Consider the following 21304-nt stretch of genomic DNA (forward strand, 5'->3'; position numbering starts at 1 on the left):
AAAAAAAGCGGTCTGTATGGAATTTGATTTCCATACAGACCGCTTTTTATCTAATTTCAAGTGATTTGTGCCCTCTATTCCTTCATTAGTTTAACGATTCGTTTTACATTTAGCTGTGAAAATCGCCATCGCACCTTGCATGCGCATGCCTTCGAGACCCGAAGGACATTTATCCCAGCTTATTAGCTTACTCCCGTCGTAAACGTCTGAAAGACATCAACCTTTTAGATCTCCTGATGGGAAAAACCGTAGAGATCGCTCTTGAGAAAGGCGTGATTCAATAGAAGTCTCTCATCCTTGATGCGACACACACCAAGGCTCGATACAATCAAACATCCCCTCAAGAAGTATTGCATAGCCGTTCCAAGAACGTCCGTAAAATGATTTATTCTATCGATGGATCCATGAAGAAAAAATTTCCTGAGAAACCAACCGAAGATACGCTTGAAGCTGAGCTGGACTATTCGGAACGTCTTGTCGAAGTCATTTGAGAAGGAACCAAAGCTCGTTTTTCGTTTACCCTCTGTTGATTCCACGATGAGCGTTCGGTGGTGACGCCTGCGGGAACAGCTCGAGCCGAAGATCCACTTGGTTAGTGATCTTCTTGACCAAGTTAGCTGAGGCCGTGCCCGCGGCAAGCATCCACCGATAAGCGATTCGTGAGAATCAACAACAAACTTTAAAATCTCTTCTGGTTTAGAAAGGACTTTTTCAGTGGCCTCCCGATATTTTGCTGGTTTCTTTTTATATTAATCCCTGAGCAACGGCAATGTACAACAACGAAAGGACCCGCCAGACTTGATGATTTCGGTTATATCCACTTCGATCACACGGTAACCCCTTGCCCGCAGCTGCTCGTTTACTTGTTTGTTTACAGGAAGGCTGAAGATTTGGTTGTCACCGATATTCAAAACATTGGTCCCAAGCCGGAATTGTTCTTCCTTGCTGACTTCTATTAAATCATATTTAGATGCAAGAAAATCGATGTCCTTTTGGCCTAATGCTTCCGGGAAATACAGTGCTTCCGTGGGAGAAATCACATTGAATACACAATCCAGGTGCAAAAATTTTTCTGTGAAAGCAATCGGAATGACCTCAAAATTGGTCAGCAGTCTGCTTAAATGTTCGGCTGCCTGCAGGTTGGTCCGATTGCTGAGGCCGATATAAACCACATCTCCATCAATCATGACATCTCCGCCTTCTATACGGTTGCCTATCAGGTTATAATAGGATATTTCCTCATCTTCAAGCCACTGTTTTAACTCATCCTGTTCTCCTTTTCTTACTTCACTGGCCATTTCTGCTACAAATATCGTTTCACCGAGCGTAAAACCGATATCACGTGTAAAAACTTGTTCCGGATATTTTTTATGATAAGGCAACAATACCACTTCTACTCCGAATTCCCGAAGCTTGCTGACAAACTGACGATGCTGCTGAACTGCTTTCTCGATATGGATTCCTTCATTTTTAAATTTCTTTTGCACTTCATTGATGACATCCCGAATCGTCATATATTGGGGCTCGCACAAGACCACCCTTTTAAGGCGGCCATACTCACTGTAACAATTGGTGAATTCACTTTTGATTTCCATTTCCAACCCTCCGATAATAAACATCTCCGTTTATTATGACCGGCCGGGCGGCAAATTATTGTCAATAAGACAGTAAAAAACCGCGCAAAGAGAGTTGAAGCACCGCAAAGCAAAGCTCTGTATCGTAGTAAACATTTCGCTTGATTTGTTCGATACACTCGTCAATCGGAACTTTCAATACATCNTACGATGAGCGTTCGGTGGTGACGCCTGCGGGAACAGCTCGAGCCGAAGATCCACTTGGTTAGTGATCTTCTTGACCAAGTTAGCTGAGGCCGTGCCCGCGGCAAGCATCCACCGATAAGCGATTCGTGAGAATCAACAACAAACTTTAAAATCTCTTCTGGTTTAGAAAGGACTTTTTCAGTGGCCTCCCGATATTTTGCTGGTTTCTTTTTATATTAATCCCTGAGCAACGGCAATGTACAACAACGAAAGGACCCGCCAGACTTGATGATTTCGGTTATATCCACTTCGATCACACGGTAACCCCTTGCCCGCAGCTGCTCGTTTACTTGTTTGTTTACAGGAAGGCTGAAGATTTGGTTGTCACCGATATTCAAAACATTGGTCCCAAGCCGGAATTGTTCTTCCTTGCTGACTTCTATTAAATCATATTTAGATGCAAGAAAATCGATGTCCTTTTGGCCTAATGCTTCCGGGAAATACAGTGCTTCCGTGGGAGAAATCACATTGAATACACAATCCAGGTGCAAAAATTTTTCTGTGAAAGCAATCGGAATGACCTCAAAATTGGTCAGCAGTCTGCTTAAATGTTCGGCTGCCTGCAGGTTGGTCCGATTGCTGAGGCCGATATAAACCACATCTCCATCAATCATGACATCTCCGCCTTCTATACGGTTGCCTATCAGGTTATAATAGGATATTTCCTCATCTTCAAGCCACTGTTTTAACTCATCCTGTTCTCCTTTTCTTACTTCACTGGCCATTTCTGCTACAAATATCGTTTCACCGAGCGTAAAACCGATATCACGTGTAAAAACTTGTTCCGGATATTTTTTATGATAAGGCAACAATACCACTTCTACTCCGAATTCCCGAAGCTTGCTGACAAACTGACGATGCTGCTGAACTGCTTTCTCGATATGGATTCCTTCATTTTTAAATTTCTTTTGCACTTCATTGATGACATCCCGAATCGTCATATATTGGGGCTCGCACAAGACCACCCTTTTAAGGCGGCCATACTCACTGTAACAATTGGTGAATTCACTTTTGATTTCCATTTCCAACCCTCCGATAATAAACATCTCCGTTTATTATGACCGGCCGGGCGGCAAATTATTGTCAATAAGACAGTAAAAAACCGCGCAAAGAGAGTTGAAGCACCGCAAAGCAAAGCTCTGTATCGTAGTAAACATTTCGCTTGATTTGTTCGATACACTCGTCAATCGGAACTTTCAATACATCTATTTCCTCATGGGCTTCCAATTTTTGGCCTGATCCAGAGCTAATAGAATCACTATAGTAAACATGCGTTACCTCATTCGTAATCCAGGAAGCAGCATACATTATTCCTAAGTACATGGGTTTCTCACAGCGTAAGCCAGTCTCTTCTGCAAATTCGCGTTTTACAGCGGCATCTAAATCCTCTCCATATCGTACCCCTCCACCTGGAAGCTGGACAACATAATCTCCGACAGGTTCCCGATACTGCTTGATTAAAATGAATGAATCACAATCTCTTGCCAGCAGAACAACGGACTGGTTATCCTTGTATTGAAAATACGTTTTATGATGTTCGTTCGTAATGATTTTCATCCCATTATCCTCTTTAACAGACAAATATTCTGTCATTCCGACTCTCACCCTTTTCCTCCTTTTATTTAGACAAGTTAAGCTTCTGATCGATTGAAACGAATGGTAGCCAATACAACAAACAGGATACTGAGAATCAAAACCACTATCATTTCCTCCGCAAAAGATATGACATGACCGAAGACCGCCAAATTCAGACCCATTGCCTCCCGCAAAGCAGGCGCCAAGTCCTCCGGCCGAAGAATGATCTTCTTAAACATATCGACTGAATATGTCAGGGGGTTGATTTTCACCAAAAAGTTCATCCAGGCAGGCATGCCATTCAAAGGAAATAACGCTCCAGACAAGAACAACATCGGAAAAATCAATACTTGGATAACCATTTGAAAGCCTTGGGACGTTTTTAAGCTCGTGGCAATTAAAAGTCCGATGGATGAAATGGCAAAAGCAACTAAAAACATGACAGGGATCAATTGGAGAATGATCGGGACCGTAATCGTTATACCGATAAACGGAACAAAAACAAGCATCATCAATCCTTGGAATAAAGCCACGGTACTACCTCCTAGTACCTTACCTATGGCAATGGACGTCCTGGACATCGGTGAAACAAGGATTTCCCGCAAGTAACCGAATTCCCTGTCCTGAACAACCGATAAAGCAGAAAAAATCGCCGTATTGAAAACCGTCATACCGATAATTCCCGGAAACATGAATTCAACGAAGTCAAAGTCACGGAGCGGACCTGCTGCTTGCTCGCCTCCCATCATCGATCCGATTGCACCGCTCATTCCACTACCGAAAAGGATCAAGAACATAAAAGGCATTGCAAAAGAACCAATCAACCTGGCCCTATCCCTGAAAAATTTCAGGACGTCTCGCTGCCAAATTGCAAACATCGCTTCCATTTAAGCGCCCCCTCTTCTAAATCTGCTCTTCATCTTATCCTTGGCCGAGACAGTCTCTTCCCGTATTTCTCTTCCGGTCAGTGACAGGAACACATCATTCAAAGTCGGGCGTCGGAGATTCACCGTTTTAATCGGGATGTCGAATTCTCTGACAAACTGAACGAGAAACTCGCTCCCTTTTTCAACCTGGAAGGTAAGTGATCCCTCCGCCTCTTTCACTTCTGCTTCATATTTATTTTCAAGCAAAGCCGCTGCTGCCCGGTTGTCCTCTGTTTCGATTTCAATAATGTCCCCTCCGACATTGGTTTTTAGCTGGTCAGGAGTGTCAAGCGCAATCAATTCTCCATGATCCATTACGGCAACCCTGTCACATATCTCCGCTTCATCCATATAATGCGTGGTCAGGAAGATAGTGATACCGGCTTTCTGCTTTAGACGCAGGATATATTCCCAAATATGGTTACGCGTTTGTGGGTCAAGCCCTACCGTCGGTTCATCAAGAAACAAAACCCGAGGATAATGAAGCAGACCACGTGCAATTTCCAGTCTTCGCTTCATTCCGCCTGAAAAAGTATCCACGATATTACTTCGCTTATTTTCCAGGTCCACGATTTCCAGAACTTCTTTTACTCTTTCTTCCCGCTTTTCTTTTGGAACTCCGTAAAACTTACAGTGGAGCATCAGATTTTCATTTGCAGTCAGCTTTTCATCAAGCGTCGATTCTTGAAAAATAAGCCCGATGCTTGCCCGGACTTTGTTTTTTTCGTTCACAATATCGAATCCATTGATGTTGGCTGTTCCTTCCGAAGGTTTAATGATGGTGGACAACATATTAATCGTGGTGCTTTTTCCTGCTCCGTTTGGCCCGAGAAATCCAAAAATCTCCCCTTCTCCTACCTCCAGATCAATACCTCTCACTGCTTGAAAATCCTTATATCTTTTTTTAAGTCCCTGTACTTCTACGATATTTTTCATTATGCTCCTCCTGCTCCCTCTTTTTTACAAGTATGTAAACAAGTTCGAACCAGAACATTTCACACGTAAACTATGTTACCACAAATATCCGGACGCCTATCAAAAAAGTTATGACAAATCTCCCATTTTTTCGACTTCTTTTATTATAATAGATAGGAAGCATTTACTTATAACATATCAGGAAGGTACATCCATGTCTTATAACAAACTGGCCACAAAATTAACGATCAACCACTTGATTGGCTCGATTATCGCTGTATTAAGCTTTTGCAGTATATTTATGCTGCCTCCGTTGCAATTCTCTTTCCAAGAAGCGTTGATATTCTTAGGAATAGTTGCTATTTCTTTTACATTGATGCTGACAATGGAATATAGCGTTTATTCCAAACATATTTCTCCGATCAAGAAAGTACTGAAGGCAGCGTTCCCTTCCTTGACAGAATTGGAAGCTGCCTATCAATGCGCTCAACGATTTCCGCTGCTTTCGTTTCAACGGATTATGGTCCCCCATTTTGCCGGCATAACAGCTCCAGCGTCTGTTCTTACTATTTTGGCGATACAGTTAGGTGGACTGGATATTCCTTACTATTTCATAGCTATTGCCTGTGTAGCGGCATTATTGATCGCTTTCATGCATGGAATGATCGAATACTTCTTAACCAGTATAATCATGCGCCAGATTTTGAACTATTTAAAAGAAAAGGGAACGGAGCTATATAAAAAAGATATATCCAAAGGAACAACCATACTGCTGACAATCAAAAAAAAGTTTCAGATCAGTGTTGCATTTCTGAGTGTCTTCCCAATGCTTTTGTTTGCCGCAGCTACTACGCTGAGACTTTATGAATTCGGTTCAGATTTAATGACGGAATATATGGTGTGGGCAATCGTTGTGGTAAGCTTTGTCCTGTTGTTCGCTCTATTCGGCTCCAGCCTGTTGAGCCGGAATATTCAGGAGCCGCTTGAACTGCTGCAAAATGGTATCCGGGAAGTAGAAAAAGGTAACCTGGTAACGTTAAACAATTACTATTCGGATGAATTTAGTCATCTAATCGATGGATTTAACCACATGGCAGATTCCATTTCGGAAAAAGAAAAAATGAGTGAACAATTACATGAAAGCTTTTTTACGGTTTTTGCGGCTACGCTAGATGCAAGAGATCCTTATACCGCAGGACATTCCTTGCGCGTCGCCGAGTATGCTCAACATATCGGCCGAACATACGGCTTACCTGAAAGCTCGTTAACTTTATTAAAACAATCCGCATTACTCCATGATATTGGCAAAATCGGTATCCGGGATAAAATCTTGTTAAAGGACGGCAAACTTACCGAATCAGAGTACGAAACCATTAAACTCCATCCCTTAATCGGTGAACAAATTCTACAAGAAATTCAACCGAGAGAGACCATCGAACCATTGCTCCCGGGAGTCCGGCACCATCACGAGCGTTATGATGGAAAGGGCTATCCGGACCAGCTGGCAGGAAAAGATATCCCGATGTTCGGTAGAATCCTGGCTGTAGCTGATGCATTCGATGCGATGACCTCAAACCGCAATTATCGGAAAGGAATCTCTTTTGAGAGAGCGATTGAAATTTTGAAAGACGGAAAGGGGACCCAATGGGATCCAAGTTTTGTCGAGGCGTTTGCCACCTGGTATGAATCAGATAACAAAAGGAACATGGCCGCCAATGAATAAAAACCCCCCATGTCCAGAATGCAATGACATCAAAAAAACTCGCTAAAAAGCGAGCTTTTTGCGTAGATAAAATGATAATCTTATGTATGAAAAAAAGCCCCCTGTCCTGGCAGGAGGCTTTACGTTTGCGGCGAAAGACCGCCGACCACATTTCGGCGTTTAGCATACGCATATCTGTTCGTCTTACGCAAATTAGCTCATCGCCAACTAAATATACCACGTTTCTTCTCAAGTTGCAATGGAAATTTCAGGTCCAAGATAACCATTAAACGGTCAGTTCTCCAATATATTCAAGTTTTTCAACGGTCAGATTATCTGCTTTCCCTTCCATGATTGCCTTCACATTTTCCAAGGTATTCGAAAGCGGAACAGACTTTCCTGCCTTGCCGGAGAATTCCTCTGCAACAAACAATGGTTGGGTTAAAAAAGCAGCCAATTTTTTGCCGCGTTCATAAATAGTTGTATCTGATTCTGAAAGACTTGTTATCCCCCGTTGCTCTACAACAAATGCTAATTCTTTTGAGCGGCGTATCACTTTACGTGCGTGTTGCTGTACTTCCATATGACTGTTGTCTAAATTGAGTTCCTCTACCATGGTCGAAATGGATGTCAATGGATTGACAGCAGGATAAGCATGCTTAGCCGCAAGTTCCATATCAAATTCCCATAAGGTTTCAAGCGGTCCATATGGTAAGTCTTCATCGACTGCCTCCCCGCTTATATCTATGACAGCAAACGTTACATTTTTTAAGCCGCTTTCATTTAATTGCTCCTCCAATCGGTAAAACTTATCAGATAAAAAGATGGAACGGTCCACTCCCAAAATAACTTCTGCTGGCTGTGATGCCTCAATGTAATCAAAAATTTCATCTGTAGAAGAACTGTAAAATTCTGCTTCTGCAATCGCATCGGCTATACTGCTTTTTCGGCCATCCGCTAAGAACAAGGTGCGGAAACCTTGCTTTTTCAATCGAAAAAATAACTCTGCCAACATTACCTGTTGCCCCATTCCTGCTCTTGCAACCAACCCAGTCTTCCCACCTTTTACAAGGGGAGCAAATAAATCGAGCACTTTGATTCCAGTTTCAATCATTGTTTCTCCTCCTTTTTGAATAATTAAATCATCCAGTTTGCAACTTGCTAACGACGCCAACCGTACCAAAGTTCTTACCTCTGCTCTAGCCACAGGGATTTTACCAGTACAAAGGTTCGACACAGTTGCTGGCCTTAAACCGACAGAACGGGCTGCAACGGTTAAATTTGGTACCCTTTTGCGAAGTAAATCAACATTAAGTTTGAAGTCATCCACTTTCTTCGCCCCCTTTACTTTTAATAGTAATTTATTTTACTTTTAAAGGAAATACAATTTCAGTTTTTTTCAAAAAATACTTTTAGAGTCATAGGCTGTCCCAAAGACGGCATATATGTAAAAGAAAGAAATACATTTAAAAGGAGAGGAAAAAATTGCGGTTATCGATATCATCCCTACAACTAATCCGTTATGGTGTCGCTTATGTTTTTATTGTTTCAGGTATTTTAAAATTGCTAGAGCCTAGTTTTCAAAAGGTGTTTGCTAACACCGGCCTTCCTGCTCCAGGTACATTTGTCTTACTGGTTGCTTTGACGGAAGTAATAGCTGGAGGATTTATTTTGTTCCAGCTTTATGTCAAGAGAGCAGTCATTCCTTTATTAATCATCATGATCGGAGCTTTGCTGTTGACAAAAATTCCAGTTCTTCATACCGGCTTTTTTCCATTCCTATTTGAGGCAAGGCTTGATATTGTCATGATTCTCATGCTGGCAGTACTATGGCAAAACTACACGAAGTAAAAAAACAGGACAGCCTTAGCCGTCCTGTTTTTTCCTTCTTTTCCAATTCCAACATCCCGTCAAAATAAGGGAAACAAGTGCTACCGCCACTGTTAAACCAAAATAAGGGGGATAGTAGACCATTCTAATGTTGTTATGACCAGGTTGAATTTTAGTACCGAGAAAAGCATAATTTGTCTTGTCGATTTCCTGCTTTTCCCCATTTATATACACACGCCATCCTTTTTCATAAGGAACAGGCACTGTCATGTAGCGATCTCCCCTCTTATTTTCAAACGATATCTCTATTTTGTTTCCTTTTAACTCAACCTCAGCATTTACCCCTTTTTGTTTGTCAGCCCTTTTTAATTCTTGATAATCCTCCTTAAATAGTTCAATATTTTTCAATGAATAACTCCCTTTGGGAACCCTGAGGGAAATAACCTCCTCTTGCGGCACCCGTATCGTAATATGATCCACCTTTGTCCGATAAATGGATTGTCTGGACTTTCTGCTTGTTTTATATTCGTTGACATGCAGCGGATATAACGGGGCATGCTTGTCATTGTTCAACAAATAAAAAGATAGATAATAGTCTTCGATGTCTGAACGGCCTTGATTATCCGGGTAAATATCAATCCCGCCTGTTTTACCGGTAACGTTCAATTGATTGCCGTCATATGAGGCATCGACCGGTCTGATCTTTGCCCGATCGATTACATTTTGTTCAGTATCTAATTCAGCCGACTGATGCTGCTCGTTTTCGTCAGCCAGCACGATCCCATTCAACATAGCATGTTCCCGATCGAGCACAGACGCATCTGCCAATGCGGATTCCGTGTATATCCGATTTGATGTACGGACAAACGGGAGACTGTTTCGGTTACGGTAAACCATATAATGTTCACTTTCCATATACTCGGTAAAACCATAGGGAATGTTTTTCTTCTCGTTTTTTTCAAACATGATATACTTACCGCCGAACAAACTGTACAAATTGGCGCGGTCCCCAAAACCTGACAAACGGCTTACACTCTCCCTTTTCATATCAATCTCCAAGTCGTAATAATAGAAATACAATAATTCTTTGTTTAGTATGCTGGAATACACACTCGTCCCCGGGAATCCTTGAATAAGCGGCGTATTATTCCTTCCATCGGTTTTCCATTCGATACGCGGCAACACATCCTTATCCGAGGCGATCACATCATCAATTAAGCGTTTCTGTTCTTCAGAGTAATAATCACTGCTGGCAACATAATCTTTCGTAGATTCCTTCACTTCTCCCCCCTCATATAATTTTTCGACTTGGAACTGATTAACCATAATTAAATGTGATAGGAGTAAAAAAACAATTAAGCATTTCCATACCAATCGATTTCTTACAGCTCCAACCGTCAACAACAAAACTCCTGCCGCAGCACCTGCAGCCAGCATCGGCAGTGTGTCTTCCAATGATAAGGACTCGTCGTGAACATAAAAAGCAACATAACAATAAACCATCAGGACAGTTGCCGGAATCAATTCTCGATAGTCCAGTCGATGGAAATGGTGTAATCCTGCCGCTACGGCCCCTCCAATCGAAAAGAAACCCACATATTCAAATCGATGCTGTGGAGCGGACATACCATTGAAAAAACTGGCTGCCAGTGGTACAAAGTGTAAAAAAGTGAACAACAATGCCAAAAAGGTAAACAAACGAAAGACGTTGTTGCGGTACAACGGAGAAATAAAAACAAACAAAACAAAAATAGCTGGAAGCAAGTAAAGATGGCTATCAAATAAAATATTACTTGTATTGTCCAATAAAGGTATATCATGGTCATAACCCGGCCGAAAGTTATGAAAGAGCCCCCAAACTGCAGGAACAAAACCAACCGATCCAATCCCAAAACCCAAAAGAATCGCTTTCGCATACTGCTTTAATTGAATCATCGGTTTTGCTTCTTCCACCGTCAACCGAATGAACAATCGAAGACCGGCATACATCCCGATGAAACAAAAGTTCGTAAAGGCAAAGTAAAAGTTATCGAACAAGGAAACAGCCATTGCCGTGATCAACCACCATGGCTTCTGTTCCCGAATTACTTTTTCTACACCCAGTACTAACAGCGGCAACCATAAAAAGGCATCACCAAAAAACTCCCAGTATGTCACATGACGAAAATACATGACACAGGCAGCATATAATAAAGCCCCTGTAAAAGCAGGAACTGCATTCATTTTCATATAACGGAACAAACAAGTACTAATAACCAGTACAATGGTCATTCGCACTATACTAATAAAAACCGTTGCTTGCAGCCAAAACTGTACATTCGGCTCTTTGACAATCGACAGCAGTTCCAAGCTGTACACAGCAATTGTCGTTATGTAAAAAAAAGCATTGATCCCATAATAATAAGCAAGCTGGGTGAAGGTGCTCCCTCCAAGCCCATAGATAAAAGAATAGAATAGATTACCTTCAGTAAACTGTTGGTAGAGCATGCTTCGGAAAGGGGCCATTTGCGAGAGGCCGTCATTTGGACCAGCCATCAAGCCTCCCTGACCCAATTGGTATAAAAAAAATGCGTGGGCTGCAACTGCAGCCAGGACACTGAAGCCGACAAGCTTTGCATAGTAATTATATTTTTTCATAGACTGCCACCATTACTTTTTCAGTATTTTTCCAGTAATCAAAAATGTGACTGGCACTGTTAAAAACAGGGCAGCAAACGGCGCTGCATTTCCATTCCAGCCTAACAAGTCGACAAACACAAACATTAAAAACGATGACAAACTTACATTGGCCAGCTGCGTCAGCGGGAACTGCAGAAATTTTGCAAACGTAGGTTTGACACGGTAAGTGAAGTAGACATTCAGAAAGAACGAAATTACCATACTGACAACAAAAGCAATTACATGTGATGCTAAATAGTGCCAGCTAAGAAGGTTATAACAAATTAAATAGATAAGATAATAATGAGCGGTGTTCAGGCCGCCAACAATAATAAAACGGGTGAACTCATTGTTAATCCGGTTCATCATAAATCCCTATCCATATTCGTATCTCGAATCAAATAGTGTGGCCTGCGTTTTGTTTCCGCGTAAATTCTGCCGACGTATTCCCCGATTATTCCCAAGCTGACCAGCTGAACACCACCAAGGAACAACACCGAGGATATGATCGAAAAGTAACCCGGCACCTCGATGCCTGTCCGAATAATCTGGACAAACATAAGAAAAATATACAAAAGGGCCAGAAACATGATAATCAAACCACCATATAAACAGATGCGGAGAGGTTTTTGGTTAAAGGAAACAATCCCTTCAATCCCGTAATTAATCAGTTTTCTGTAAGACCACTTTGAATCACCATTTCCCCGGATATGGTTTCGATAATAGATGATTTTCTTTTCAAACCCTATCCAGGAAAACAACCCTTTTGAGAACCTATTCCCTTCTGATAATTCCAGGACAGCTTCCACCGCCTTTCTACTCAGCAGCCGGAAGTCCCCTTCTCCATCTTTTAACTTCACATCGGTAACCTGATCAATCCATTTATAATACATTTTCGATAAAAAAGAACGAATTCTGGAATCGCCATCCCGATTACGTTTGGCGACAACCTGGTTGAATCCTTCCTCATATCCTTCGATCAAATCGCCGATCAAATATGTAGGATGCTGCAAATCGGCATCCATCATGATGACAGCATCGCCTCGAGCATGTCTAAGGCCGGCTAACAGTGCAGCCTCCTTGCCGAAATTTCTAGTAAAAGAAACATACTTTACTTCATCATGCTCTGTTGCCAACTGGTGGATTTTTATGAACGTATCATCTTTGCTTCCATCATCGACAAATAAAATCTCGTAACTACAATGCAACTTCTCTAATTCATCCGTCAACGCTTGATGGATCAGCAGTATATTGTCTGATTCATTATAGGAAGGGATTAAAAAAGAATAAAAAGCGTCATTCATATGCGTTCCTCCGATATTGGTCATCGCTCTAGCACTTATTGATATACCCTTTCCCCTGCTCAGCTAAAACTCTGTCAATTGACCCGTTCGTCTTCCAACTTGTGTCAGTTAGAATAATTTTTTGTTCATATAGAGTGTTTACACCATTACTTATAGAATGATACGGTTTCATTATTGGACGTCTGGGGTATTAAAGAAAACAGCTATACATACGAAAGTCTGGGATTCCTGCCTATACTTATTTTACACACTTGCGATTAATCTATTTACAAAAGAAAGGGGTGATCTGCGCCAATTAAGCGCAGACATATTTCATGACTGAAAAAAATTATTCCTATTCTACAGAAAAACCAGGTATTGTATTTGTCATTTCTGCAATTCTGGTCGCTTTATTCGTTTTATGGGGGGCTACTTCCCCCGGCACTTTGCAGGAGGCAGCCAGTAAAGCACTTGGCTGGATGATTGAAAGCTTTGGTTGGTTTTATATGCTGATTACTGCATTCTTTGTTTTATTCGTCATCGTGCTGGCTATCAGTCCATTTGGGCGTCTTCGTTTGGGCAAACCAGACGACAGACCTGAATACAGCTGGTTCTCCTGGATTGGCATGCTGTTCGCCGCTGGTATTGGGGTAGGGTTTGTCTTTTGGGGTGTTGCAGAACCCGTACTTTACTATTTAGACACGCCTGTTGGTTATCAGCCGGAAACAAACGAAGCAGCTATCGCCGGGCTTCGCTATGGCGTCTTTCATTGGGCTTTACATCCATGGGCAATTTTTTCCATCGTGGCCCTGACCCTTGCATATGTCCAATTCCGTAAAGACCGGCCTGCATTGATCAGCTCCGCTTTCTACCCATTAATCGGAGATCGGACCGATGGTTGGATTGGACGGACTATTGATGTACTAGCTGTACTGGCCACTTGTACTGGTGTCGCAACGACTTTCGGCCTGAGTGCCATGCAAATTACCGGCGGGCTATCCTACATCAGCTCCATCCCGAATAATGCCTGGACCCAAATCCTGATCATTATTATCGTTACCTGTTTATTCATGGTCTCTGCAGCCAAAGGGGTTAACAAAGGGATTAAATTATTGAGTAATGTTAACTTAGTTGTTGCCGGGGTGCTATTATTATTTGTCATCATTGTCGGACCTACCTTGTTCATCGCAGAGAATTTCGTCTCCACTTTAGGCGGTTACATCTCAAATTTAGTGCCGATGAGTCTTACGATGACTCCCTTCTCTGACAGCCAGTGGCTTGGAACCAATACCATTTTCTTTTGGGCATGGCATATTTCCTGGGCTCCGTTCATGGGCATGTTTATTGCCCGGATATCGCGCGGACGGACGATAAGAGAATTCATGGCAGGTGTATTGATTGTTCCTTCATTACTCGCTGTCATATGGTTTACTACCTTTGGCGGTACAGCCTTGAATGTCGAAATGTTCGGATCAGGAGGTTTGGCGCAATTAGTCACAGGAGACGTAGAGCTCGCATTATTCGCAACTTTGGGAGAACTGCCGCTTAGCTCGATTACTAACATACTTGCCATTTTGTTGATCCTGATTTTCTTCATTACCTCTGCTGACTCAGCATCCTATGTGTTAGGTGCAATGACTTCCAAGGGAAGCCTGGCACCAACAATGACGGCAAAACTTGTCTGGGGATTTTTGATTGCTGGAACTGCCAGTGTACTATTGCTGAGCGGTGGTGGCGGGTTGGATGCACTTCAAACGGCCTCCATCATTGCCGCCTTGCCATTTGCCATTATCATGGTGGTGATGGTTGTAGCCATTATGATGATGTTCAGCCGGGATTATAAGCTGGAAGGAACACGAAGGCGAAAACGGCGCATAACGAACTTAAAAAACCAATTCCGGGAAGAATTAAAGGAAGATGTTAAGGCAGAAGTGTATGATGAAATGAAAGATGAAATGTACGACGAAATTAAAGAAGAAGTAAAAACGGAAATGAAAGATGAAATTATCGAAGAAATTTCCGAAGAAGATCACGATACGCTTCATCCCAAAAAGAATGACTAGACTATTGAAGGGATTCACCAATTTGGTGAATCCCTTTTCTAGTTATTTTTGAATAAACATTTGCGTCCAATAGTTGCCATTGGAGTCAAACCCTACCCCGATATGGGTAAGATTCTCATTAAGAATGTTTTTCCGGTGGCCTGGACTGTCCATCCATGCTTGTACCACAGCCTCTGCGGACTGTTGACCTGATGCGATGTTTTCTGCTGCCGATCGATACTCGATACCGAATTGCTGCATCATATCAAACGGGGAACCATAAGTTGGCGAGGTATGCGAAAAATAATTATTCTCAGACATATCTGTTGATTTTTCTTGTGCTACTTCAGTCAAATCAGCATCGGCTTTTAGTTCAGAAAGTCCGTTATTACGTCTCTCGACATTTGTTAACCGGATTACTTCCTGCTGTATATTACCGATATCCGCATTATTATTGGTTTCGCCATTCTGACGTTCGGTTTGTTGGTTATTTTGTCGGGTATCAGGTTGATCGTTTCCTTGGCCAAACTGGCGATAATCCTGTTGGGAATTTTCATTTTCTCGTCTTAACTGTGGATTTTCCCTCATATTAGGATAAGGACTCTGTCCACCTGGGTTGAGAAAAAATTGGGCATTGCCATCGGCGTTATCAGGATTCCCGCCATTTTGTCCTCCGCCATGGAAACCGACCTGACGAAAATCCTCGTCATTATTCGGGTATTGTGCTTCCTGGTTGTTAGTATTACATCCAGTTAAACCACTTAATAAAACGGCCGCCGCAACAGTAACAAATGTTTTTTTCATCAGTTAACCTCCATTATAGTGGACTGTGGCATATTTACTATTTGTCAACTGGGTTGAAATATACACATGGAGCAAACCGTATAGCAACCGAAGAAATTCACCATTTATCCTGTTTTTCTTTCTATAAGAGGCGCGCTTCGACTCCCTTGTTTTAGCTGGTAAAAATCACGGTAAATACTTCCTGTCATTCTGCAATCGGATTCGTTAAAAATGTGTTGATGCATCTGTATAGCGTGACTTTCATCCGCACAATCTAATTAAAAAAGCAGGTGATCTTTTATGCATCTTTTAACGAAATTGACGGAATGGAATGCGGCCCGCCAGAAAGTACGCGAAATGGAAATGGAGCAGCAGGGAAAATGCCCGGATTGCAGCGGCAGGGGAATTGAAATGTTCCCAGAAAAGTATCTATACTCCAGTCATTATATATGTCCGGGATGTAATGGCAGCGGTCTTTTTGAGGATTGGAAAAAGTAACGGAAGGAAAATATTTTGTCCATTACCACAATAGATTTTTTGTAAGTTTTAAGCTTTAAACAATTTAAAACTTCAACAAGCGTAGGCAGCATACGCAGGCTCCTGCGGGAACAGCACGAGACCGAAGATCCCGCAAGAAACGAGCTTCTTCTGAGGAAGCTGAGGCCGTGCCCGCGGAAAGCCGAGTATACTTCCGAAGCGAATCCAAGCATTATGCCGAAGTTTTTATCGAAAAGTGTAAGGACTTGAAAAACAATAAAGTCTGGGAATGAACAAAAAAAAGCCACTTTGCAAGAAGAAATAAATTCTTGCAAAGTGGCTTTCTAGATAGCTAATTTCCAAGCATTTAAGCCATGATATTATAGCCAGCATCCACATGAACGGTTTCGCCCGTTACTCCTCTTGATAAAGGACTTAACATAACTGTGGCCATATCTCCCACTTCCTCTTGAGTAACATTCCGTTTCAGCGGGGCTCTCGATTCAATATCGTGGAGCATTTGATTAAAACTCGGAATCCCTTTCGCTGCAAGAGTCCTTATCGGACCAGCAGAAATCGTATTCACCCGAATGCCATCGGCGCCTAAATCCAAGGCAAGATAACGTACCGAGGATTCCAGGGCAGCTTTGGCCACTCCCATTACTTTATATCCTTCCAGCGTTCTTTCTCCTCCAAGCGCACTCATCGTGATGATTGATGCACCCTCTGCCAAATAAGGTTTTGCCTCTCTGGCCACAGCTATCAGCGAATAGGCACTAGTATCCTGAGCAAAAGCGTACCCGCTACGAGAGGTATGGACAAAGTCCCCTTTTAAATCCTCCCCGTGGGCAAAGGCAATGGAATGAACGACACCGTGAATAGTGCCTGCCTTCTCGTGTATCTCAGCAAATGCATCTTTGATGCTTTCGTCTTCATTAATGTCACAGACCACAATATGCTCAGCTGTTATTTCACTTTTCTCCAGAAGTTTGTTCAATTTTTGGTAAGAACGTTCCTTCCGATAAGTAAATGTCAGTCTGGCTCCGGCTTTTGCTAACGACTTAGCCACTCCCCATGCCAGGCTGCGTTCATTGGCCACACCCATTACTACAATATGTTTGTCTTTTAACTGCAATATATCTTCCATAACTGCCTCCATTAAATAGTTTCCATTCTATCATATCAAATTTGAACAAGGAAAAAACAGCCTGAATTACAAGGACTATAAAGACGAGCTTCCACTTCGGTTTTACGGAAATACAAACAAATCGAAAAGCATCACTGTGAAACGAAGATTGCTTTTGTTTTTTAATAGGAATCAGTGGCTGACTTACTATGCTATAACTCCCCTATATCCCTATTCTTCCTAATAGTTAGCAACAGTAGTCATTTTCCTGACTTTCCCTTAAAATGGGGAGAGATTTAATAGGAGGTATATGATGATCATTAGAAATGCAGAAAAAACAGATATCCCTTCCATGTTGGAAATATATAATCATGCGGTGGAGTACACAACAGCTACATTTGATTTAGAAAAGCAAACCATTGCACAACGTGCCAAGTGGTTCTCTAAATATGGCGGACAATTTCCATTGATTGTCGCTGAAATCGATGGAAGAGTAGTTGGCTACAGCTGTTTGAGTCCCTATCGTGAAAAACCAGCCTATAGCCGCACCTGCGAGCTTTCCGTATATGTCAATCCTCGCAGTCAGGGAAAAGGAATAGGAAAATCTTTAATGGAATCGATCCTGCAGCAGGCAAAGACACTTGGGTATCATTCGGTAATAAGCGGGATAACAGCAGGAAACCGAGGAAGTATCAAGTTGCATGATTATTTTCAATTTAAATTTATCGGAAGCTTTAAGGAAGTCGGCTACAAATTTGATAGTTGGCAAGATGTTTGGTTTTACCAATTGATTCTTTAACCAATTACTGTGTTTCATCAAGCCTCTTAAACATTAAGCGGTGCGGACCAATAGGCTCGATGTCAAATACTTCTCCTCTCTGCTCCATCCCTAATTTTTGATAAAAATCGCTGACATTCGTACGAGCATTGCACCACCATAAGGAAATCTCCCTCTCCTTCATTAGCGATTCGCCTCTCTCAATCAGGGATGTAGCAGCTTGCTGTCTCCGATAAGCCTCCAGTGTCGCCATTCCCCGTAATCGGTATTGTTTGCTTTCCTGAAACTCTGGATGTTTTTCCGGGTAAAAAGAAGCAATGCTAATCAACACCCCGTCTAAGTATGCCCCTAAATGAACGGTATCCTTCTGGAAATCATCCGGATACTGGCACTGTAAAATGCTTTGGTTCGGCCGCAGAATCGTATGACGCAATGAATAAGTACTCTCTGGTTTAATGTGTTTGATTACAAGCATCAATATCCCCCTCTCTCCTCAATCTATCAACTATTTCGCCTTTGACCAACAATCTTCCTGCTATTTTTTTATGGTGTAAGCATGTATTGCTGGAGAATTTGGCAAGCTATACAAAAACAGGAGGTTGCGTTTGATGAAGAAAACATGGAAGGTAATACTAACCATCATTTTATTTTTTGCCCTGGTCCAACCAGTAGGGGCATTATCGTTTGAACCTGTAAATGAGGCACCTCACAGCGGAAGCATCATAGTCGGATCAAAAGTCATTCAGGAAAAAACAGATTATGTAACGCTTGATTTAAAGATACCGATTGTAAACGGTCTTTCCGATCGTAAATTTGAAAAGAAGTTGAATAATACAATCAAAAAACAAGCTTTGGAAGCCAAGAAGGAAATAATCGTTCAGGCAAAACAGGGGCAAAAAAGTGCAGAACAGGAAGACCGGCCATTCCATGCCTATGAATTAAAAATCGATTATGAGCTTAAAAACACAGATCAAATCCTGTCTTTCACTGTCACTACTTACACCTTCACCGGAGGTGCACACGGTATTACAGGAACCGATTACTATAATATCGATATAGGGACCAACCAACAGTTAAGCCTATCTGACTTATTTAAAGAGGACAGTAATTACAAACAAATCATCAATAAGGAAATCAGAAAACAAATCGAAGAGCAGGAAGCAAATGAGGAAGGAAGCTATTTCCATCCAGACGATCCCTTTACAGGAACAAGCGCATTTCATACGGTTACGGACGATCAAACCTTTTACATCGAAAACGGCGATGTAGTCATTGCTTTTGGCCAATACGAAATTGCTCCTGGTTATATGGGTGAACCCGTCTTCTCGATCCCCCTCAATACTTTGAAGGATCAACTGAAAGAAGAATACCAAGGCTTAATTAAAACAGAATAATGTTCGTTTCTAATAAGCTGCGTCCATGAAACTAAGCCGGGATTACCCATAAAAAACTTCTCTTGATATATTAGCGCCTGACCTTTTTATAGAGAGTACAAGGACCTAGACATCCTAAAGGCTTGGCAATGCTAAGCCTTTAGATGACCTCTAACACAAATCTAACACTCCCTCCCTAAAAAAGTGATTGAATCTTCCGACGACTTAGCGTACAATGAAGCACATGCTTTGTCACAAGGAATATTATTTGGAAAAGGGACGGGATGAGCATGGACTTTCCTGAACTGGAAACAGAACGACTGTTGTTGATAGAAATGGGTAAGCAATATGCAAAACGATTTTTTGACATTATGTCTAACGATCAAGTTACCAGGTATTATGGAATGAATAGTCTGGTTAATATGGAACAAGCAGAAGAACTAATTCATTCGCTGCACGAAACCTATAAAAGCGGGAGAGGAATCCGCTGGGGCCTTGTTTTGAAAGAGGATAACAGCTTCATAGGGACTGCCGGACTAAACAATTTAAGCATATACAGTAAAAAGGCCGAAATTGGATATGAGTTAGATCCGGATTATTGGAGAAAGGGGTATGCATCGGAAGCAATCAATAAAATACTGGAATACAGTTTTCTGGAACTGTCCTTATTCAGGATGGGCGCGATTACTTTTCCCCAGAACGATGCCTCCAATCAGTTATTGCGTAAATTGGGCTTTACCAGAGAGGGTACCTTAAGAGGATACCTGTATCAAAACAAGCAATCCCATGATGCATTTATTTTTTCTCTTTTACAACCTGACTGGATTCATAGAGAAGCTATAGAGGAAGATAAAACAAGAGGTTGATCGAAATGGTTGTTGAGAAGAAGCACTTCTCCTTAGAATATTAACATCCACCAGACCAAAATGCCGATAAAGACTGCCGAACCTATTACAGCATTTTTTATGGCATATGGCACTTGATATGGAATGAAATGAAAAGGAATTCCTACAAGCAACGCCGCTACGCTCATAAACAAAATTACATAGAGGAGCATTCCTAAAAAGTTGTCGACTGGGAATTTCATCGTTTCGATTATGTATGTCATCTTTCCACCTGCTTCGCAATTATTATACAAATTAAAATCCCAATCATATATATTCCATACGGCTCAAAATATTCCTCCCTTCGACGAAAAAAAGTAAACAAAAAACTGGCTAGAAAGCCAGTTTTCCTGTGTAAAAATAAAATTTCAAGACTCAAAACGGTACTATTGTTCTAATAATGAAGCAGGGAATCGTACGTTTGGGCGCCCATTACTCCTTTAGTTCCCGATATATAGCAAGGAACAGCGCTAATCCCGATTTCCCTGGCTAGTTGTACATCGGCTAATACTTGCTCCTCATAACGACCCGTAACCAATGCTTCTCGTAACGATTCTTTATCAAGACCAATGCTCTCCCCTATTTCGACGAGTGTATCGATATCGTTAATTGTTTTGTCCTGTTGGAAGTGCGCCCGAAAAACAGCATCATGGTACTCATTTTCTTTTCCATATTCCTTGGCGAATTTCGCTCCCTCTAATGCATGGCGCGAATGTTTGCTTTTATCATTCCAGCGCATTTCTATTCCATAATGCTTGGACATGCGATCCACATTGGCTTTTGCCTGTTCATAATATTCCGGTGAATGTTCAGCGGTTGTTTCTCCTTCCGGTCTGAGTTCAAAAGCCTTCCATTCAATCTCTATGTCATTTTCCTTGGCCACCTGGTCAAGCGGGAATTTCCCGATAAAACAAAAAGGTCATAAAAAGTCCGAAAAGACGGTGATTTTTTTGTTCATTGTAATTCCTCCTTCGTTATTTTCTATTTTGAAATAAATGGAGTAATTGTTCATACAAACTATTCATTTCCTGCTCGGAAATCGTCCGAAAATCAAGCAATACTTTTTCTTCCTTTATTCTCGGAATAATGGCGGGATTTCCTGAACGCAAGATGTCTGCCAAGCTTTGGGCCG

Annotated in this window: 21 protein-coding genes; 7 read left to right on the forward strand and 14 right to left on the reverse strand. The window is 41.8% G+C overall.

The annotated features are described in order from the left end of the window. Positions 1–749: 749 nt before the first annotated feature. The 5 genes from BN1067_RS16355 to BN1067_RS16375 all read right to left on the reverse strand — a co-directional run bounded on the left by BN1067_RS16355 (position 750) and on the right by BN1067_RS16375 (position 5257). On the reverse strand, positions 750–1595 hold the full coding sequence (locus BN1067_RS16355) for a dimethylarginine dimethylaminohydrolase family protein (protein ID WP_053219898.1): 846 nt from the start codon (positions 1593–1595) through the stop codon (positions 750–752). Positions 1596–1996: 401 nt separating this feature from the next. Next, entirely contained in the window at positions 1997–2842 is an 846-nt protein-coding gene (locus tag BN1067_RS16360) for a dimethylarginine dimethylaminohydrolase family protein (protein WP_053219898.1), read from the reverse strand. Between the two features lie 61 nt (positions 2843–2903). Next, the gene (locus BN1067_RS16365) at positions 2904–3425 is read right to left on the reverse strand and encodes an NUDIX hydrolase (protein ID WP_234400718.1); all 522 of its coding nucleotides are present in this window, start codon (positions 3423–3425) and stop codon (positions 2904–2906) included. A 26-nt stretch (positions 3426–3451) separates the two neighbouring features. Then, positions 3452–4282, reverse strand: coding sequence for an ABC transporter permease (locus tag BN1067_RS16370; RefSeq protein ID WP_053219899.1), 831 nt, complete (start codon positions 4280–4282; stop codon positions 3452–3454). Next, on the reverse strand, positions 4283–5257 hold the full coding sequence (locus tag BN1067_RS16375; protein WP_053219900.1) for an ATP-binding cassette domain-containing protein: 975 nt from the start codon (positions 5255–5257) through the stop codon (positions 4283–4285). It abuts the gene before it with no gap. A 193-nt stretch (positions 5258–5450) separates the two neighbouring features. Between BN1067_RS16375 and BN1067_RS16380 the strand changes: the two genes are divergently transcribed. Then, positions 5451–6959 (forward strand): HD-GYP domain-containing protein, encoded by a 1509-nt coding sequence (locus BN1067_RS16380; protein ID WP_053219901.1) that lies wholly within the window; start codon positions 5451–5453, stop codon positions 6957–6959. Positions 6960–7224: 265 nt separating this feature from the next. On the opposite strand, the gene BN1067_RS16385 is transcribed toward BN1067_RS16380, so the two are convergent. Continuing rightward, the gene (locus BN1067_RS16385; protein WP_053219902.1) at positions 7225–8268 is read right to left on the reverse strand and encodes a P-loop NTPase family protein; all 1044 of its coding nucleotides are present in this window, start codon (positions 8266–8268) and stop codon (positions 7225–7227) included. Positions 8269–8423: 155 nt separating this feature from the next. Here BN1067_RS16385 and BN1067_RS16390 point away from each other — a divergent pair, with 155 nt between their 5' ends. Further along, positions 8424–8789 carry a DoxX family protein gene (locus BN1067_RS16390; RefSeq protein WP_053219903.1) on the forward strand — a complete coding sequence of 122 codons (366 nt, stop codon included), beginning with the start codon at positions 8424–8426 and terminating at the stop codon, positions 8787–8789. Between the two features lie 15 nt (positions 8790–8804). On the opposite strand, the gene BN1067_RS16395 is transcribed toward BN1067_RS16390, so the two are convergent. Genes BN1067_RS16395 through BN1067_RS16405 form a run of 3 tightly spaced genes read right to left on the reverse strand, consistent with a single transcriptional unit; the run spans position 8805 to position 12730 of the window. Then, on the reverse strand, positions 8805–11405 hold the full coding sequence (locus BN1067_RS16395) for a YfhO family protein (protein ID WP_053219904.1): 2601 nt from the start codon (positions 11403–11405) through the stop codon (positions 8805–8807). A 12-nt stretch (positions 11406–11417) separates the two neighbouring features. Then, positions 11418–11792, reverse strand: coding sequence for a GtrA family protein (locus BN1067_RS16400; RefSeq protein WP_110943624.1), 375 nt, complete (start codon positions 11790–11792; stop codon positions 11418–11420). After that, entirely contained in the window at positions 11792–12730 is a 939-nt protein-coding gene (locus BN1067_RS16405) for a glycosyltransferase family 2 protein (RefSeq protein ID WP_053219906.1), read from the reverse strand. Before BN1067_RS16405 ends, BN1067_RS16400 begins: the two co-directional genes overlap by 1 nt. 314 nt (positions 12731–13044) lie before the next feature. On the opposite strand from BN1067_RS16405, the gene BN1067_RS16410 reads away from it, so the two are divergent. After that, positions 13045–14772, forward strand: a complete 1728-nt coding sequence (locus tag BN1067_RS16410) for a BCCT family transporter (RefSeq protein ID WP_053219907.1) — start codon at positions 13045–13047, stop codon at positions 14770–14772. Positions 14773–14814: 42 nt separating this feature from the next. On the opposite strand, the gene BN1067_RS16415 is transcribed toward BN1067_RS16410, so the two are convergent. Continuing rightward, positions 14815–15555: a CAP domain-containing protein gene (locus BN1067_RS16415; RefSeq protein ID WP_110943531.1), complete on the reverse strand. Its 741-nt coding sequence runs from the start codon at positions 15553–15555 to the stop codon at positions 14815–14817. Positions 15556–15834: 279 nt separating this feature from the next. On the opposite strand from BN1067_RS16415, the gene BN1067_RS16420 reads away from it, so the two are divergent. After that, on the forward strand, positions 15835–16032 hold the full coding sequence (locus BN1067_RS16420) for a hypothetical protein (protein WP_053219908.1): 198 nt from the start codon (positions 15835–15837) through the stop codon (positions 16030–16032). A gap of 346 nt (positions 16033–16378) precedes the next feature. On the opposite strand, the gene fabI is transcribed toward BN1067_RS16420, so the two are convergent. Beyond that, positions 16379–17158 carry an enoyl-ACP reductase FabI gene (gene fabI, locus BN1067_RS16425; RefSeq protein ID WP_053219909.1) on the reverse strand — a complete coding sequence of 260 codons (780 nt, stop codon included), beginning with the start codon at positions 17156–17158 and terminating at the stop codon, positions 16379–16381. Between the two features lie 292 nt (positions 17159–17450). Between fabI and BN1067_RS16430 the strand changes: the two genes are divergently transcribed. After that, a complete protein-coding gene (locus BN1067_RS16430; RefSeq protein ID WP_053219910.1) occupies positions 17451–17936 on the forward strand; it encodes a GNAT family N-acetyltransferase in 486 nt (161 codons plus the stop codon). Between the two features lie 4 nt (positions 17937–17940). Here the strand turns inward: BN1067_RS16430 and BN1067_RS16435 are convergent, their stop codons facing one another. Then, positions 17941–18390 carry a GNAT family N-acetyltransferase gene (locus tag BN1067_RS16435; protein ID WP_053219911.1) on the reverse strand — a complete coding sequence of 150 codons (450 nt, stop codon included), beginning with the start codon at positions 18388–18390 and terminating at the stop codon, positions 17941–17943. A gap of 133 nt (positions 18391–18523) precedes the next feature. On the opposite strand from BN1067_RS16435, the gene BN1067_RS16440 reads away from it, so the two are divergent. Together BN1067_RS16440 and BN1067_RS16445 are read left to right on the forward strand one after the other, a co-directional pair. Beyond that, complete coding sequence (locus BN1067_RS16440; RefSeq protein WP_053219912.1) at positions 18524–19309, forward strand: DUF3298 and DUF4163 domain-containing protein; 786 nt, start codon at positions 18524–18526, stop codon at positions 19307–19309. Positions 19310–19578: 269 nt separating this feature from the next. Next, a complete protein-coding gene (locus tag BN1067_RS16445) occupies positions 19579–20154 on the forward strand; it encodes a GNAT family N-acetyltransferase (protein ID WP_053219913.1) in 576 nt (191 codons plus the stop codon). A 32-nt stretch (positions 20155–20186) separates the two neighbouring features. Here the strand turns inward: BN1067_RS16445 and BN1067_RS16450 are convergent, their stop codons facing one another. After that, positions 20187–20396, reverse strand: a complete 210-nt coding sequence (locus tag BN1067_RS16450; RefSeq protein WP_053219914.1) for a hypothetical protein — start codon at positions 20394–20396, stop codon at positions 20187–20189. 170 nt (positions 20397–20566) lie between these two features. Beyond that, positions 20567–21079, reverse strand: coding sequence for a DsbA family oxidoreductase (locus tag BN1067_RS16455; protein ID WP_267893620.1), 513 nt, complete (start codon positions 21077–21079; stop codon positions 20567–20569). Positions 21080–21304: the final 225 nt, after the last annotated feature.

Source organism: Virgibacillus senegalensis, from assembly GCF_000821245.2.
GTDB classification, from domain to species: Bacteria; Bacillota; Bacilli; order Bacillales; family Amphibacillaceae; genus Sediminibacillus; species Sediminibacillus senegalensis.